Genomic DNA, 16,909 nt, shown 5'->3' with positions numbered 1-16,909 from the left:
ACCATTAACTACAGGACCTATAAGCCTGAGCGTGATGGTTTATTTTGCGAGCGTATTTTTGGTCCGGTTAAAGATTACGAGTGCCATTGCGGTAAATACAAACGTATCCGTTACAAGGGTATAGTTTGTGATCGCTGCGGTGTTGAAGTAACCGAGAAAAAAGTACGTCGTGAGCGTATGGGACACATTAATTTGGTGGTTCCGGTTGCTCACATCTGGTATTTCCGTTCGTTGCCAAATAAAATTGGTTACTTATTGGGCTTACCAACAAAAAGACTTGATCTAATCATATATTATGAAAGATATGTAGTTATCCAGGCTGGTATTAAAGAAAGTGACGGAATCCAGAAAATGGACTTCCTTACAGAAGAAGAATACCTGGATATATTAGATACCCTTCCAAAAGAAAATCAATACTTAGATGATAAGGATCCGCAGAAATTTGTAGCCAAAATGGGTGCAGAAGCTTTGGAAGAATTATTAAAACGTATTGACCTTGATGAATTATCATTTAGCTTACGCCACCAGGCAGCTACAGAAACTTCGCAACAACGTAAAAACGAAGCGCTAAAACGCTTACAGGTTGTTGAGGCTTTCCGTGGTGCAAAAACAAGGATAGAGAATAACCCTGAGTGGATGATCGTTAAGATCGTTCCGGTTATCCCGCCCGAATTGCGCCCGTTAGTACCTCTTGAAGGTGGCCGTTTTGCAACGTCAGATCTAAATGATCTTTACCGTCGTGTAATTATCCGTAACAACCGTTTAAAACGTTTGATCGAGATAAAAGCACCGGAAGTTATTTTACGTAACGAAAAACGTATGTTGCAGGAAGCTGTTGACTCGTTATTTGATAACTCACGTAAAGTAAACGCGGTGAAAACCGAAGGTAACCGTGCATTGAAATCACTTTCAGACATCCTGAAGGGTAAACAAGGCCGTTTCCGTCAAAACTTATTAGGTAAACGTGTTGATTATTCAGCCCGTTCGGTAATTGTTGTAGGTCCTAACCTTAAATTACACGAGTGCGGTTTACCAAAAGATATGGCTGCCGAATTGTTTAAACCATTTATCATTCGCAAGATGATTGAGCGTGGTGTGGTTAAAACAGTAAAATCTGCCAAGAAAATAGTCGACCGTAAGGACCCATTAGTTTGGGATATATTAGAAAACGTATTGAAGGGTCACCCGGTATTATTAAACCGTGCACCTACGCTACACAGGTTAGGTATACAATCATTCCAGCCAAAACTGGTTGAAGGTAAAGCTATACAACTGCACCCGTTAACTTGTACCGCCTTTAACGCGGATTTTGACGGTGACCAGATGGCTGTTCACGTACCACTGGGTAACGCTGCAATATTAGAGGCACAGGTATTAATGCTTGCGTCGCACAATATCTTAAACCCTGCTAACGGAACACCTATTACCGTTCCATCACAGGATATGGTGCTTGGGTTATACTACATAACCAAGGGCCGTAAAACTGATGAGGGTCGTGTTGTAAAAGGCGAAGGTTTAATCTTCTACTCATCTGAAGAAGTTATTATCGCTTACAATGAGCGTAAAATTGACCTGCACGCGTTTATAAAGGTTAAGGTTTTGATTAAAGAACGTGATGGTGGTATTGTAAGCAAGATCATTGATACTACTGTTGGCCGTGTGTTGTTTAACGAGCACGTTCCGGTTGAAGTAGGTTATATAAATGAGTTGCTTACCAAAAAATCATTACGTGATATTATTGGTGAGGTAGTAAAAATCACAGGTATGGCCCGCGCTGCCCAGTTCCTTGATGATATTAAGGAATTAGGTTTCAGAATGGCGTTCCAGGGTGGTTTATCATTTAATTTAAAGGATATAAATATCCCTGCAGAAAAAGTTACACTTATTGCACAAGCTTCTAAACAAGTGGAAGAAGTAATGGGTAACTATAATATGGGTTTCATTACTAATAATGAGCGTTACAATCAGATCATCGATATCTGGACACGTATCAACAATCGCTTAACAGCGAATGTAATGGATATATTGAGCAACGATAACCAGGGCTTTAACTCTGTTTACATGATGCTTGATTCGGGTGCGCGTGGTTCTAAAGAGCAGATCCGTCAGCTTGCAGGTATGCGTGGTTTGATGGCTAAGCCTCAAAAATCAGGTTCAGGTGGTGAAATTATCGAGAATCCGATCCTTTCAAACTTTAAAGAAGGTTTGTCTGTATTAGAATACTTTATTTCAACTCACGGTGCACGTAAAGGTTTGGCCGATACAGCATTGAAAACAGCTGATGCTGGTTACCTGACCCGTCGTTTACATGACGTTGCACAGGATATGATAGTTGGTACTGTTGATTGCGGAACTTTAAGAGGTATATACACTACCGCGTTAAAAGATAACGAGGATATTGTTGAGCCATTATATGACCGTATTTTGGGCCGTACCTCTTTACATGATGTGTTTGACCCTATTACTAATGAATTGTTAGTATCAGCAGGTCAGGATATTACAGAAGAGATTGGTAAAACAATTGAAAACTCTCCGTTAGAAGGTATTGAAATACGTTCGGTATTAACATGCGAAAGCAAACGCGGTGTATGCGCATTATGTTATGGCCGTAACCTTGCAAGCGGTAAACGCGTGCAAAAAGGCGAGGCTGTTGGTGTAATTGCTGCACAATCAATCGGTGAGCCGGGTACACAGTTAACATTACGTACATTCCACGTGGGTGGTACTGCATCAAACATTGCTGCAGAATCACAAATTAACGCGAGGTTTGACGGTGTTATTGAATTTGAAAATGTGCGTACGGTTGAATATAAAACTGAAGACGGCATTGTAGATGTAGTATTAGGCCGTTCGGGCGAGTTCCGTATAGTTGAGGAAGGAAGCAATAAAGTTATTGTAACCAACAACATTCCATATGGTTCATACTTATACATTAAAGATAACAGCAAGATTAAAAAAGGCGACCGTATTTGTTCATGGGATCCGTACAACGCGGTTATCATATCAGAATTTGCCGGTGTGGCGCAGTTTGAAGCTGTATTAGAGGGTATCACTTTCCGTGAAGAATCTGATGAGCAAACAGGTCACCGCGAAAAGGTAATTATTGATACAAGAGATAAAACCAAGAACCCGGTTATCCAGGTTGCTGATAATAAAGGAAACCTTATTAAAGGATATAACATCCCGGTAGGCGCTCACATCGCCGTTGATGAAGGAGAGAAATTACAAACAGGACAGATCATTGCTAAAATACCTCGTTCAACAGGTAAAACAAGAGATATCACCGGTGGTTTACCACGTGTAACAGAGTTATTTGAAGCACGTAACCCATCAAACCCTGCTGTAGTTACCGAAATTGACGGTGTTGTAACCTTAGGTGGCGTTAAGCGTGGTAATCGTGAGATCACTATTGAATCAAAAGACGGACAAGTTAAAAAATACCTTGTTCCATTGTCTAAACATATCCTTGTACAGGATAATGACTTTGTGAAGGCAGGTATGCCGTTATCTGATGGTTCAATATCTCCTGCTGATATCCTGGCTATTAAAGGCCCGGCTGCAGTACAGGAGTACCTGGTTAATGGTATACAAGAAGTTTACCGTTTACAAGGTGTGAAGATCAATGATAAACACTTTGAGGTTATTGTTCACCAAATGATGCAGAAAGTAGCTATCGAAGACGCGGGCGATACCCGTTTCTTAGAGAAAGAAGCTGTTGACAGTTGGGATTTCATGCTGGAAAATGACGACATCTTTGATAAAAAGGTTGTTGTTGAGCCGGGAGATTCTGCAACACTGAAAGCGGGACAGATACTATCTGTACGTAGGTTAAGAGACGAAAACTCAATTTTAAAACGTAAAGATTTAAAACTGGTTGAAGTGCGTGACGCTATCGCGGCTACTTCAAGCCCAATGTTGCAGGGTATCACCCGTGCATCATTAGGTACTAAATCGTTTATCTCTGCAGCATCGTTCCAGGAAACCACTAAGGTGCTGAACGAAGCAGCAATTGCAGGTAAGAAAGATTTAATGCTTGGCTTGAAAGAAAACGTAATTGTTGGTCACCTTATTCCATCAGGAACCGGTTTACGCGAATACGAAAATATCCGTGTAGGTTCACAAGAGGAATTTGATCGCTTAATGGCTTCAAAAGCTGAAGAAGTAGAAGCTTAATCAATATAAGTCAATAAATAAATTAGCAAGCCTTCCGCAAAACGGAAGGCTTTTGCTATTTTAGCAGTATGGAAGAACCAAGCGAAAACCAATTAAATATTGAACTTTCTGAAGAAATTGCAGAAGGCATTTATTCAAACCTGGCGATAATAACCCATTCAAGCTCAGAGTTTGTACTTGATTTTATTCGTGTTATGCCGGGTATACCTAAGGCAAAAGTAAAATCACGTATAATTTTAACGCCGGAGCATGCCAAAAGATTATTAACGGCCCTTGGAGATAATATTGAAAAATTTGAAGCAGCAAATGGCCGAATTAAAGTACAGCAGGAAACATCCGGGTTCCCAATGAATTTTGGCGGTACAATGGGTCAGGCGTAGCAAATTATTACGCTTTATTATTTATCTTATTTAACGATATTTGCATTTTATCAATTTATATAACTAATGCCTGTATACAAATTCCCTGACCATAAAAAAGCAAAAATTTGTGTAATAGGCGATATAATGCTTGACCATTATATTAATGGTTCGTGTGATCGTATTTCGCCTGAAGCTCCTGTGCAAATCATTGACGTAACTGATGAGGTTTATAGTTTAGGAGGAGCAGGCAACGTGCTTAAAAATTTGCAGGCTTTTGGTTGTGAGGGTTCACTTATAAGTATAAGCGGTAATGACGATACAAGCCAGATTGTTGTTGAAGAGCTGCAAAAAATTACGCCATCTTTTTATCATCTTGCAAAGGATAGTAACCGGCGTACCACTATAAAATCAAGGGTAGTTGTAAACAGGCATCAGTTAATAAGGCTGGATAAGGAAGATAAGGTTTATTGTACCGAGGCTATTGCTGATGACATATTTGAGTTTTTAAAAACAAAGATTACAGAACTTGATGTTGTAATATTATCTGATTATTGTAAGGGCGTATTAAGCACGCGTTTGGTAAAAAATATTATTAAATTATGTGCTGGTAATAAAGTAATTACTATAGTTGATTCAAAGGATAAAGATCTGTCAAAATATTACAAAGCTACTTTAATAAAGCCCAATAAAAAAGAAGCCTCTTTAGCGTCAGGTATAAGTATTATTAATGATGATACGCTTGAACAAGCCTGTAAAAAAATTGCCGATGTTACAGCTTGCCAAACTGTTATTGTTACCCTGTCAGAAGATGGTATAGCTATTTATGATCAAAACAAACTGACAAAAAAGCCTACCAAAGCGCTCGATGTGTTTGATGTAACAGGTGCGGGTGATACGGTAGTTGCAGCTTTAGCTTTTGCATTAGCTAATAAATTATCCATATCCGAAGCCTGTGATTTGGCAAATAGCGCGGCAGCAATTGTTGTGGCTAAATTTGGCAGCGCTGTAGCCACGATAGAGGAAATTAATAATTTGAACAGCAAATAATATAAAAACATAAATATTTAATAATGGATATAAACTCCAAAATATATATTGCCGGGCATAGAGGAATGGTGGGTTCGGCTATTTATCGTAAGCTGGAAAAGGAAGGGTATACAAATATTATAACTCGTATATCTTCTGAACTGGACCTGCGCAGCCAGCAGCAGGTTGCCGATTTTTTTGAACAGGAAAAGCCAGACTATGTGTTTTTAGCAGCAGCTAAAGTTGGGGGCATTATTGCCAATGATACTTACAGAGCAGAATTTTTATATGATAATTTGCAGATACAGAATAATGTTATCAATTCATCATATGTTAATGGCGTAAAAAAGTTGATGTTTTTAGGCTCGAGTTGTATTTATCCTAAATTGGCCCCACAGCCTTTAAAAGAAGAATATTTGTTAACAGGCCCGCTCGAAGAGACAAATGAACCTTACGCTATAGCTAAGATTGCAGGCATAAAGATGTGCGATGCTTACCGAGTGCAATACGGGTGTAACTATATATCAGTAATGCCTACTAACCTGTATGGATACAATGATAATTATCATCCGCAAAACTCACATGTTTTACCTGCTTTAATCAGGCGGTTTCATGAAGCCAAAGAACAAAATATAGATGCTGTAACTATTTGGGGTAGCGGGACACCTAAACGTGAGTTTTTATTTGCTGATGACCTTGCTGAAGCCTGCTATTATCTGATGAAAAATTATGATGAGGCCGGATTGATAAATATTGGCACTGGCGAAGACTTGTCAATTAAAGACCTGGCATTGCTTATAAAAGCCATTGTTGGCTATAAGGGTGAAATACAATTTGATGCAACTAAACCTGATGGCACACCACGAAAATTAATGGATGTGAGCAAATTACATAGCAAAGGTTGGAAACACACTGTTGAACTTGAGGAAGGAATTAAGCTGGCTTACCAGGATTTTTTAAAGAACATAGTAATAAAATAACACCAGTTATAGCTATAAACAAATAAATATATACCTGGCAATTATTTTAATTGCAGCGCAATTATTAACCTAAACTAATAGTTTTTTATAAAAAAATCAATTCTATAACCGTTTTCGTCAACCTAAAATAGTTTAATTTGCTTATTATTGCAGTAGTCAAATTAGTAGTTAGTAATGTAATTACTACTGTGGTTTATTATAAAACATGAATAATTTAAAAATCTATGTAGCATTATTGGTGGTTGTTTTATGCTTTTTAGCTCATAAACCCGCCTCTGCTCAATCTCTGCCTCAAAATTTATCAAACTATAATGTCGATGATGCTTCGGATGCTCAAATAAGGCAGATGATGCAATCTGCACAGTCACAAGGGTTAAGTGATGCGCAATTGATACAGATGGCTCAAGGCAGAAATTTGCCTCCCGCTCAAGTTCAACGATTACAATCAAGAATAGCTGATATACGTAAAAAAGATGGTAATAGCGGCGCAACAAGTGGCTACGGTAGTGATACTACTAATAATCAATCATCGGCCCGTAAAAATTATCAACAAGATGATACATTAAACAGGCAAAACAGAATTGATCTATTTAAAGATCTTCAGCCTAAAGTATTTGGTGCCAGCCTATTTAGAAACAGCAAAGCAAATACGTTTCAGCCAAATTTAAAATTGGCAACCCCTGTAAATTATATTATCGGACCTGATGATAAGTTAAAAATTGATGTTTATGGTAACTCGGTTGCAAGCTGGACTCTTCCTGTTTCTCCGGAAGGTAATATTAATATTCCCGGTGTTGGAATATTAAATGTAAGCGGGAGAACTATAGAGCAAGCTACTATAGCTATAAAAAGCAGGTTGGCAGCTAATAATTACGCTATTGGTAAAGGCACTGCTGTTCAAGTTAGTTTAGGTGATATACGTACTATTAATGTTATTTTGCAAGGTGAGTTAGTTAAACCGGGTACTTATTCATTATCATCGTTATCAACAGCATTTGATGCTTTATATGCAGCAGGTGGGCCTAACGATATTGGTTCATTCCGTAAAATTGAGATTGTAAGAAATAATAAAGTAATAAGCCAACTTGATCTGTATGATTTTATAACGCATGGCGGTGGAAAAAGTAATATTGTATTGCGGGATCAGGATTTAATACGGGTGCCGCCTTATGGAGCACATGTTGAGTTGAAGGGTGAAGTGAAAGTGCCGGCAATATTTGAAACATTAACCGGCGAAAAACTACAAGACATTTTAAACTATGCCGGTGGATTTACAGATCAGGCGTACACTGAACGAATTAAAGTAGATCAGGTTAGCGGTCAGCAACACCGTTTTAAAGATGTATTTGAAGCTGATTATAGTAAATACACTCCATTACGCGGGGATAAATTTACTATTGCCAGGATATTGGACAGGTATGAAAACAGGGTAACTATAAAAGGAGCTGTTTTTAGGCCTGGTGAATTTGAATTAAAAAACGGACTAACCATAGCACAGTTAATAAAAAATGCGGGTGGCTTAAAAGAAGATGCATTTACCGGCCGCGGAAGCATTATCAGACTTAACCCCGATAACTCAATACAACAAATTTCTTTTAACGTACAGGACGCGTTAACAAAGCCATCAGCGGATATTGTTTTACAACGAGAGGATAGTGTATCAATAACATCAGTATTTGATCTGCACGATAGGTATAGCGTTTCTATTAAGGGGCAGGTAAGAAAGCCGGGTGATTTTAATTATGCTGATAGCATGAAGGTTGCAGATCTGATTATTAAAGCAGGTGGTTTTGCTGAAGGGGCAAGCTCTAAACGTATTGAAGTATCGCGTAGAGTGTATGACAGTGACCCTAGTTTAAAAAATAGCAGGGTAGCACAAGTATATAGTGTAAACGTTGATGCTAATTTGAAATTCGAAGACATTAATTTCTCACTTAAGCCATTTGATATTGTATCGGTATATAGCTTACCGGGATACGAGACACAAAAAATAGTAAAAGTTGAAGGTGAAGTAATTTTCCCGGGATATTATACTATTCAAAATAAAAATGAAAAAATATCAGATCTGATTCGCCGTACCGGTGGTTTAACCCAATCTGCCGATATAGAAGGTGGTAGTTTAAAAAGAGACAATGCAGCCATACTTGGTGTTGATAAAACCAAACTTGATACTACAGCATTAAATAAAGAACGTACCGATCGTTTAAGAAGACTGCAAAGCAGTTACAAGGATACTACAAAAAGCACTGTTGATATAGAACAGTTTAGAAATAATTATATAGGTATTAATCTTAAAAAGATATTGCAACACCCGGGTGAGGGAGATGATTTGATATTAGAGAATGGAGACGTTTTAAGAGTGCCCAAAGAACAGCAAACTGTTAGAGTAAACGGAGAGGTGCTTTACCCAAGTGCAATAGTTTATACTGGTGGAAAATCCTTTAGGGGGTATGTTTTAAATGCAGGGGGATTTTCGGCCAATGCTTTAAAGCGCGGTGCATACGTTGTTTATCCTAATGGAACTGTTAAAGGAACAACTAAAGTTTTGTTTTTTAATAACCATCCCAAAGTTAAACCCGGGAGTGAAATATTTGTACCTAAAAAACCAGAACCTAAAGGAAATACAGCCCAGGAAATATTAGGCTTTGCTACAGGACTGGCATCATTAGGAGCTATAATATTAGGTATAATAAGTGTTACCAAATAATTCAATAAAGATTTATTACTATAATGGTCAAAGTTGATCTGGAAGAAAACTTAAATAATTCAGAGGAAATTACTTTGAAAGAGCTAATCCTGAAAATGCAGGAATGGTGGCGTTATCTTTTATCAAAATGGGTAATTATCCTGGTCGCGGGTATCATTGGAGGCGCTATTGGCTTAACCTATGCATATTTTAAAAAGCCAATTTATACAGCGGAACTCAGTTTTGCTTTGCAGGATGAAAAATCTGGTGGGGGACTTGGCAGTGCATTGGGTTTAGCAAGTCAGTTTGGGATAGATTTAGGTGGCGGTGGCGGCGGTAGTGAATTTTCCGGGGATAATTTATTGCAATTAATGAAATCGCGCACGATGGTGGAGAAGGCGCTACTAAATCCTGTAGTTATTGAGGGCAAAAGGGAAACCCTGGCTGAATATTATATTGACTGTAATAAAATTCGTGAAGGTTGGAAAGGTAAGCCGGAATTAGAAAACATCCATTTTTTACCGGACGCCGACCGTTCAAAATTTACTTTAAAACAGGATAGTATATTGGGTGCATTTCATAAAACTTTAATTACCAATAATTTGACCGTGGATAAGGTTGATAAAAAATTGAGTATAATTTCGCTTAGTGTTAAATCTACTAATGAACTTTTTTCAAAATACTTTACAGAAGTATTGGCCAAAGTTGTATCAGATTTTTATGTGCAAACAAAAACAGAAAAATCAAGTAAGAATGTGGCTATATTGCAGCGTCAGACAGATTCTGTGCGGCGCGCTTTGAATGGTGCTATATCTGGTGTTGCTTCATCTATTGACGCCGCCCCAAACCCTAATCCAGCGTTGCAAACTTTACATGTGCCATCTCAGCGCAGGCAAGTTGATGTGCAAGCTAATACAGCTATTTTAGGGGAGTTAGTTAAGAATTTAGAAATGGCTAAGATGTCTTTATTACAAGAAACCCCTTTGATACAAGTGATTGATAGGCCGATTTTGCCTTTGGAAAAGGAGAGAACAGGTAAATTAAAAGGACTGATTATAGGAGGAGCTGTAGCAATATTTTTAACAATATTAGCCATGTCGATTACTAAATTTTTTAAGGCAATAATGTTGTAAAGGATGATAACCTATACATTAAAAATAGTTGAAATATTAAGAGAAACTGAAGATGCTTGTACAATTTGTTTTAAACAACCTGCTTTAAGGAAAATACAGTATGTTTCGGGTCAATACATAACATTAATTATTACTATTAATAATAGAAAGTATAAACGGCCTTATTCATTATCGTCATCGCCTGGTATAGATAGTACATTAAATATAACTGTAAAACGGTTGCTTCATGGCATTGTTTCCAATCATTTAATGGATGTAATTAAAGAAGGTGACCTGTTAGAAGTAATGGAACCGATTGGTGATTTTGTTTATAAAACCGATATTCATTATAATAACGAATTGTTTTTATGGGGTGCAGGAAGTGGAATTACACCCCTTATGTCTATACTTAAAACTGCCCTTCATGCCAATGTACAAAGAATTATTTTATCATATTGTAATAAGAGCTTAGAAAAAACTATTTTTTATGGCCAGTTAGTACAGTTTAAAAAGCAATATGTTAATCAATTTTCACTAAGACTGTTTTGTACAGAGGAAGAAAAATTGGATGCGAAATATGGAAGAATTAATGCAGATGATGTTGCTAAAGTTTTTGAAGATATAAAGGATAAAAAAAAAACTATTCATTACATATGTGGTCCTATAGGATTAAAGGAAACTGTAAAAAATGAATTATTAAATCAAGGACTGACAAGAGATCAAATATTTTCAGAAGATTTTGAACATATCATAAATGAAAATGAACTCAAAGAAATACAAAGCCGATTTATTGAAATAATAAAAGGTAATGACAGATTTAAGATTGAGGTTGTAAGAGGGAAGAGTATTTTGGAAGCAGGATTAGACCGTCAAATTGATTTGCCGTATTCTTGTCAAACAGGAAGTTGTACACTTTGTAAAGCAAAATTAATATCCGGTGAAGTAAAGAAAATTAGTACGGAAGCATCAGAACACAAATTAGAAGATAATGAAAGATTACTATGTTGTAGTTATCCACTTACAGATAATATTATATTTGAAATTGATTAAAAAATTAGCTATATGAAAGTAGTACTCCTGGCAGGTGGTTTAGGCACCCGATTATCTGAAGAGACTGTTTTAAAGCCTAAGCCAATGATCGAAATAGGTGGTATGCCCATATTATGGCATATTATGAAAATTTATTCCGCTTATGGGTTTAATGATTTTGTTGTTTGCCTGGGCTATAAAGGATATTTAATAAAGGAGTATTTTGCAAACTATTTCCTTCATAAGTCCGACGTAACGATAGATTTATCTGATAATTCAATTAAAGTGCATGATTCACAAGCAGAACCCTGGAAAATTACTTTAGTAGATACCGGTAATGATTCAATGACTGGAGGGCGTATAAAGCGCATACAACCTCATGTTGGTAATGAGACATTTATGCTTACCTACGGTGATGGGGTAAGTGATATTAATATTAAAAATTTATTGAGTTATCATGAAGGTCATGGCAGATTATGTACAGTTACTTCTGTACAGCCATCAGGGCGTTTTGGTGCTTTGGATCTTGCAACCGATATGTCAGTTAAATCATTTTTGGAAAAACCGAAAGGAGATGGTTCCTGGATAAATGGCGGGTATTTTGTATGCCAACCAGATATCTTTAATTATATTAAAGATGGCGACCCTACAGTTTGGGAGCAACAGCCTATGGAAAACATTGCAAAAGATGGGCAGATGAAAGCATATAAACATGATGGGTTTTGGCGACCGATGGATACACTAAAAGATAAACATGATTTAAATGAAATGTGGGATAGTAATAAAGCACCCTGGAAAATTTGGTAACAATGCTTGACGAATTAAAAAAGATATATTCAGGTAAGAAAGTTTTTTTAACGGGACATACTGGTTTTAAAGGCTCATGGCTATTAAAAGTACTAACTATATTAGGTGCGGAAGTAAAAGGATATGCCTTAGTGCCAGAAAATAAATTTGATTTATTTAATTTGATCAATGGACAGAATATTTGTAATTCTGTTATAGGAGATCTACGGAACAAAGAATTACTATTAAAAAGTATCATAAGTTTTCAGCCAGATTTTATATTTCATCTGGCGGCTCAACCATTGGTGAGGTTATCCTATCAAATACCATCCGAAACTTTTGAAATAAATGCAATAGGAACAGCTAACCTGCTTGACGGTGTAAGGGCATTAGAAAAAAATTGCAGTATCATATTAATTACAACTGACAAAGTATATCATAATAATGAATGGGAATACCCTTACCGTGAAATAGATAGGTTAGGAGGGTATGACCCATACAGTGCAAGCAAAGCGTGTACAGAATTAGTGATAGATTCCTATCGTAATTCATTTTTTAATTTAGCCAATTATAATAAACACGGTAAGGGAGTAGCGGTAGGCCGCGCGGGTAATGTAATTGGCGGGGGAGACTGGGCAAAGGATAGGTTAATACCTGACATAGCCCGTGCTTTATATAAAAATGAAAAAGTGATTGTCAGAAACCCGGATTCTATAAGGCCATGGCAGCATGTACTTGAACCGCTTAAGGGCTATTTAATTTTAGGTATGAATTTATCAAAAGATCCTGTTAAATATGCCCAAGCTTATAATTTTGGTCCGTATGCGGAAGATGCACTATCAGTAAAAAAAATGGTTGAACTTTCTATAAAATTCTGGGAAACTGGTGAGTATGAAATTGTGCAGTTATCAAATCAACCCCATGAAGCCGGTTTATTAAAACTAGACATAAGTAAGGCAAATAATGAATTGAAATGGAAACCCCAATTTAATGCCGAAAATGCAGTAAAATATACAATGAATTGGTATAAAAATTTCTATTTAAACAAAAATGAAATAGATAAATATACTGACAGCCAAGTAAATGAATTTTTGACATAAATGACAAGTAATAAAATCATAGAAGAAGATCTAAGAGCAATCTATAATTCAAATATTGATTGGGATAGGTTTGCTAATAAGTGTATTTTGATTTCGGGAGCAAATGGGTTTTTGCCTGCATATATGGTCGAGTCATTACTTTTTGCCAATGTAATAAATCCTAAAATTGATTTAAAAGTGCTGGCTTTAGTGCGTAATATTGAAAAAGCAAAACAGAGATTTAAGGATTATCTTGATAATAAAAATTTAGAATTTATAGAACAAGATGTATGTAATAAAATCAAAATAACCCAAAAAGTAGATTATATTATTCATGCAGCGAGCCAGGCAAGTCCTAAATATTATGGTGTTGACCCTGTAGGTACATTAAGTGCAAATGTAATTGGTACAATGAATATGCTTGAACTTGCAAAACAAAATCAAGTTGATTCATTTTTATATTTTAGTTCTGGTGAAGTTTACGGCCAGGTAGAAGATGGGTTTAACCCTGTTAAGGAAGATTATTATGGTTATTTAGATCCGATGGCAGTAAGATCTTGTTATGGGGAAAGCAAAAGAATGGGCGAGAATATGTGCGTTAGTTATCTTCATCAATATAAGGTAAAGGCGAAAGTTGTGAGACCCTTTCATACTTATGGCCCGGGAATGGATCTAAAAGATGGTAGAGTATATGCTGATTTTGTTTCAAACATTTTAAATAACAAGGCTATAGAACTAAAAAGTGACGGATCGGCCCGACGGGCGTTTTGTTATTTGCCAGATGCTGTTACAGGTTTCTTTACAGTACTTTTATTGGGGAAAAATGGTGAGGCTTATAACGTAGGCAATCCCTTTGCCGAACATAGTATATTAGAGCTGGCAAATATTATTTCAAAAATAGGTGATGAGCCGGTAGAAGTTATTAAAATGCCGACAAATGATAACAATTTTTACATGAAGAGTCCTTTAATACGTAATACACCCAACATTGAAAAAGTAATGGAGTTGGGCTGGAAACCCGTGGTAGGCGCAAAAGAAGGTTTTACAAGAACTTATAAAAGTTATAAATAATAAATTTATGAAAATGAAAGTATCTGATTTTATCGCTGATTTTCTTGTTAAAAACACGGTAAAACATGTTTTTTCGATATCAGGCGCCGGTAATATCCACCTGCTAAACTCCATACTTGATAATAAAGACCTTGTTTCTATACACCCTCATCAAGAGCAATGTGGCGTACTTGCTTCAATAGCTTATTACAGGGTATGTAACAGGCTTGGAGTAATGATCACTACCTCTGGCGGGGCCGCTACAAACGCTATAACGGGTGTGCTTGATGCCTGGGCAGATTCAATACCATGCATTGTGATATCAGGGCAAGAGAAATCGCAATTTGTGAATGATCATAAAAATCTTAGAATGTGGGGTGTTCAGGGATTTGATATAGCAAAAACCGTAAGTAATATTACTAAATACGCGGTTTTAATAACTGACGTAAAACAAGTAAAATACGAATTGCAGAAATCATTTTATTTAGCATTGGCTGACAGGCCAGGCCCGGTATGGTTAGATATACCTACAGATTTGCAGGCCATGAATGTTGATTTTGATTTGTTACCAGATTATGACCCGGTGGAAGACCAAACAAATAAAACCGTTGCCAATATTGATTATAACGAGCTTGTTGAAAAGATAAATAAAGCTGAAAGGCCGCTATTTATTTTTGGTAATGGCGTGCGCTTAGCTGGCGGCCAAAATGTTTTAAAAAGATTAGTTGATAAATTGGGTGTGCCATTTTTACTAGCATGGAACGGTGTAGACTTACTCCCTTCAAACCACCCGCTTAATTTTGGAAGAGAGGGTACCTATGGTCAGCGTACCGCCAATTTAGTAGTACAAAACTGCGATTTACTTATTACAGTAGGCACGCGCATGGCTATCCCCCAGATTGGTTACGAATTGAATGAGTTTGCGCGTGCGGCCCAAAAAATAATAATTGATATTGATGAGACAGAACTATCTAAATTTAGTGCTGACCCATCGTTTACATTACATAAGGCTGATGCTAAAGAATTTATTGAAGGCTTACTATCAGTAAGCAAACCCGTAGGCAGCAAACAGTCTTGGATAGATAGCTGCAAAAAACTGTTGGAAAAATTCCCGGTTATTGATAATAAACTTTATAAAAGCACTACAGAAATAAATTCTTACCAATTTATCGATAAATTATCAAACCATTTTAGCAACGACGAGATTATTTTAACTGATATGGGTACAGCTTTAACATGCACCCACCAGGCAATAAAATTGAAAAACGATCAGCGGGTAATAACTTCTACCGGTTTAGGCGAAATGGGTTATGGTATCCCTGGCGCTGTAGGTGCCAGTTTAGCTTCCGATAAAAAACAGGTTATCTTAATATCAGGCGATGGCTCTATGATGATGAATTTGCAAGAATTACAAACCATAGTGCATCATAAATTACCCATAAAATTGTTTGTTTATATTAACGATGGGTATTTAACAATTAAGCACACACAACATAATTTATTTGGTAACAAGCTTGCAGGCTCGGGTGCTGCATCAGGAGTTAGCTGTCCAAACTACACCCAAATAGCAAATGCGTTTGGTATAAAAGCTTATCAGTTAGAAAAGCCGGAAGATATTGACAGCACAATTACTAAAGTGCTTGATGAAGAAGGCCCGGTACTTTGCGAAGTATACATTAACGCTTTACAGCCACTAGTTCCAAAAACGTCTTTCAATATCAACCCTGACGGTAAATTTATATCACCCCCTCTTGAAGACCTGTTCCCTTTTATTGATAGGGAAGAACTAAAACAAGCAATGATAGTACCCGTTCACGAAAAATCATTAGCAATAAAATCATAATTATATGGATAGTAAAGAATGGTTGAATAGTAAAGAAAGGCTGATTGGCCCCTTTTTACGCACACCTCGTCCCGAAATTGTTGAAATGCTTGCTATGGCAGGTTACGACTTTGCCGTTGTAGATCTTGAACATGGTGGTTTGATGAATCAATCTGACTTGTATCCATTAATACTAGCTGCCGAAAACAGGAATATAAAACTGATAGCCAGGATACCTGGCATACAGGAAAGTTATATTAAATGGTTGTCAGATATGGGTATCGGCGGCTTTCAAATACCGCATATTAAAACAGCCGAAGATGCAAAGAAAGCGATAGAATATGCTAAGTTTTATCCAGAAGGTGATAGAGGGTTATGCCGGTTTGTTAGAGCAGCCGAGTTTTCCAACATTCCTAAGGATACCTATATTAATACGGCTAATTCAAAAGCGTTAATCATATTGCAAATAGAAGGTGTTGAAGGTGCCGGCAATATCAAAAAAATACTTTCGGTTGGGGGAATTAACGTTATCTTTATTGGGCCATATGATTTGAGTCAATCTTTAGGCCTGACTGGACAAATATGGCACCCAACAGTAATAGAAAAAATCACTGAAATACTGGCTGCTTGCAACGAAGCAAATGTTGCTACTGGGGTATTTACAGATACTCCAGAAGGGGTGAAATATTGGGGCGAAAAGGGCGTGAAATACATCAATTACAGGATCGATTCGGAGATGATCTTGTCGGGCTTCAAAAAAAACAAGCAAGACATTCAGAAATTCTTATAGTAAAGAAAAAAGCA

Annotated in this window: 12 protein-coding genes; all 12 read left to right on the top strand. The window is 36.9% G+C overall.

Going from position 1 to position 16,909, the window contains the following annotated elements:
• On the top strand, positions 1 to 4,173 hold a 4,173-nt coding region (rpoC, locus tag JWR23_RS11725; RefSeq protein WP_299516279.1), incomplete at its 5' end, for a DNA-directed RNA polymerase subunit beta'.
• A gap of 68 nt (positions 4,174 to 4,241) precedes the next feature.
• Positions 4,242 to 4,553, top strand: a complete 312-nt coding sequence (locus JWR23_RS11720) for a DUF3467 domain-containing protein (RefSeq protein ID WP_299500009.1) — start codon at positions 4,242 to 4,244, stop codon at positions 4,551 to 4,553.
• 66 nt (positions 4,554 to 4,619) lie between these two features.
• A complete protein-coding gene (locus tag JWR23_RS11715) occupies positions 4,620 to 5,582 on the top strand; it encodes a bifunctional heptose 7-phosphate kinase/heptose 1-phosphate adenyltransferase (protein WP_299516278.1) in 963 nt (320 codons plus the stop codon).
• A 23-nt stretch (positions 5,583 to 5,605) separates the two neighbouring features.
• Positions 5,606 to 6,541: a GDP-L-fucose synthase gene (locus JWR23_RS11710; RefSeq protein WP_299516277.1), complete on the top strand. Its 936-nt coding sequence runs from the start codon at positions 5,606 to 5,608 to the stop codon at positions 6,539 to 6,541.
• 205 nt (positions 6,542 to 6,746) lie between these two features.
• Entirely contained in the window at positions 6,747 to 9,248 is a 2,502-nt protein-coding gene (locus JWR23_RS11705) for an SLBB domain-containing protein (RefSeq protein ID WP_299516276.1), read from the top strand.
• Between the two features lie 23 nt (positions 9,249 to 9,271).
• Entirely contained in the window at positions 9,272 to 10,360 is a 1,089-nt protein-coding gene (locus tag JWR23_RS11700; RefSeq protein WP_299516275.1) for a lipopolysaccharide biosynthesis protein, read from the top strand.
• Positions 10,361 to 10,363: 3 nt separating this feature from the next.
• Positions 10,364 to 11,389, top strand: a complete 1,026-nt coding sequence (locus JWR23_RS11695; protein ID WP_299516273.1) for an iron-sulfur cluster-binding domain-containing protein — start codon at positions 10,364 to 10,366, stop codon at positions 11,387 to 11,389.
• A 12-nt stretch (positions 11,390 to 11,401) separates the two neighbouring features.
• The gene (rfbF, locus tag JWR23_RS11690) at positions 11,402 to 12,175 is read left to right on the top strand and encodes a glucose-1-phosphate cytidylyltransferase (protein WP_299516271.1); all 774 of its coding nucleotides are present in this window, start codon (positions 11,402 to 11,404) and stop codon (positions 12,173 to 12,175) included.
• Positions 12,176 to 12,177: 2 nt separating this feature from the next.
• On the top strand, positions 12,178 to 13,254 hold the full coding sequence (gene rfbG, locus JWR23_RS11685) for a CDP-glucose 4,6-dehydratase (RefSeq protein ID WP_299516269.1): 1,077 nt from the start codon (positions 12,178 to 12,180) through the stop codon (positions 13,252 to 13,254).
• Positions 13,255 to 14,304, top strand: a complete 1,050-nt coding sequence (locus tag JWR23_RS11680; RefSeq protein ID WP_299516267.1) for an NAD-dependent epimerase/dehydratase family protein — start codon at positions 13,255 to 13,257, stop codon at positions 14,302 to 14,304.
• Positions 14,305 to 14,311: 7 nt separating this feature from the next.
• Positions 14,312 to 16,126 (top strand): thiamine pyrophosphate-binding protein, encoded by a 1,815-nt coding sequence (locus JWR23_RS11675; protein WP_299516265.1) that lies wholly within the window; start codon positions 14,312 to 14,314, stop codon positions 16,124 to 16,126.
• Between the two features lie 4 nt (positions 16,127 to 16,130).
• Positions 16,131 to 16,895 (top strand): aldolase/citrate lyase family protein, encoded by a 765-nt coding sequence (locus tag JWR23_RS11670; RefSeq protein ID WP_299516263.1) that lies wholly within the window; start codon positions 16,131 to 16,133, stop codon positions 16,893 to 16,895.
• Positions 16,896 to 16,909: the final 14 nt, after the last annotated feature.

This window comes from Mucilaginibacter sp. (assembly GCF_028288205.1).
GTDB lineage: Bacteria > Bacteroidota > Bacteroidia > Sphingobacteriales > Sphingobacteriaceae > Mucilaginibacter.
This window is presented reverse-complemented; position numbering and strand designations above follow the sequence as displayed.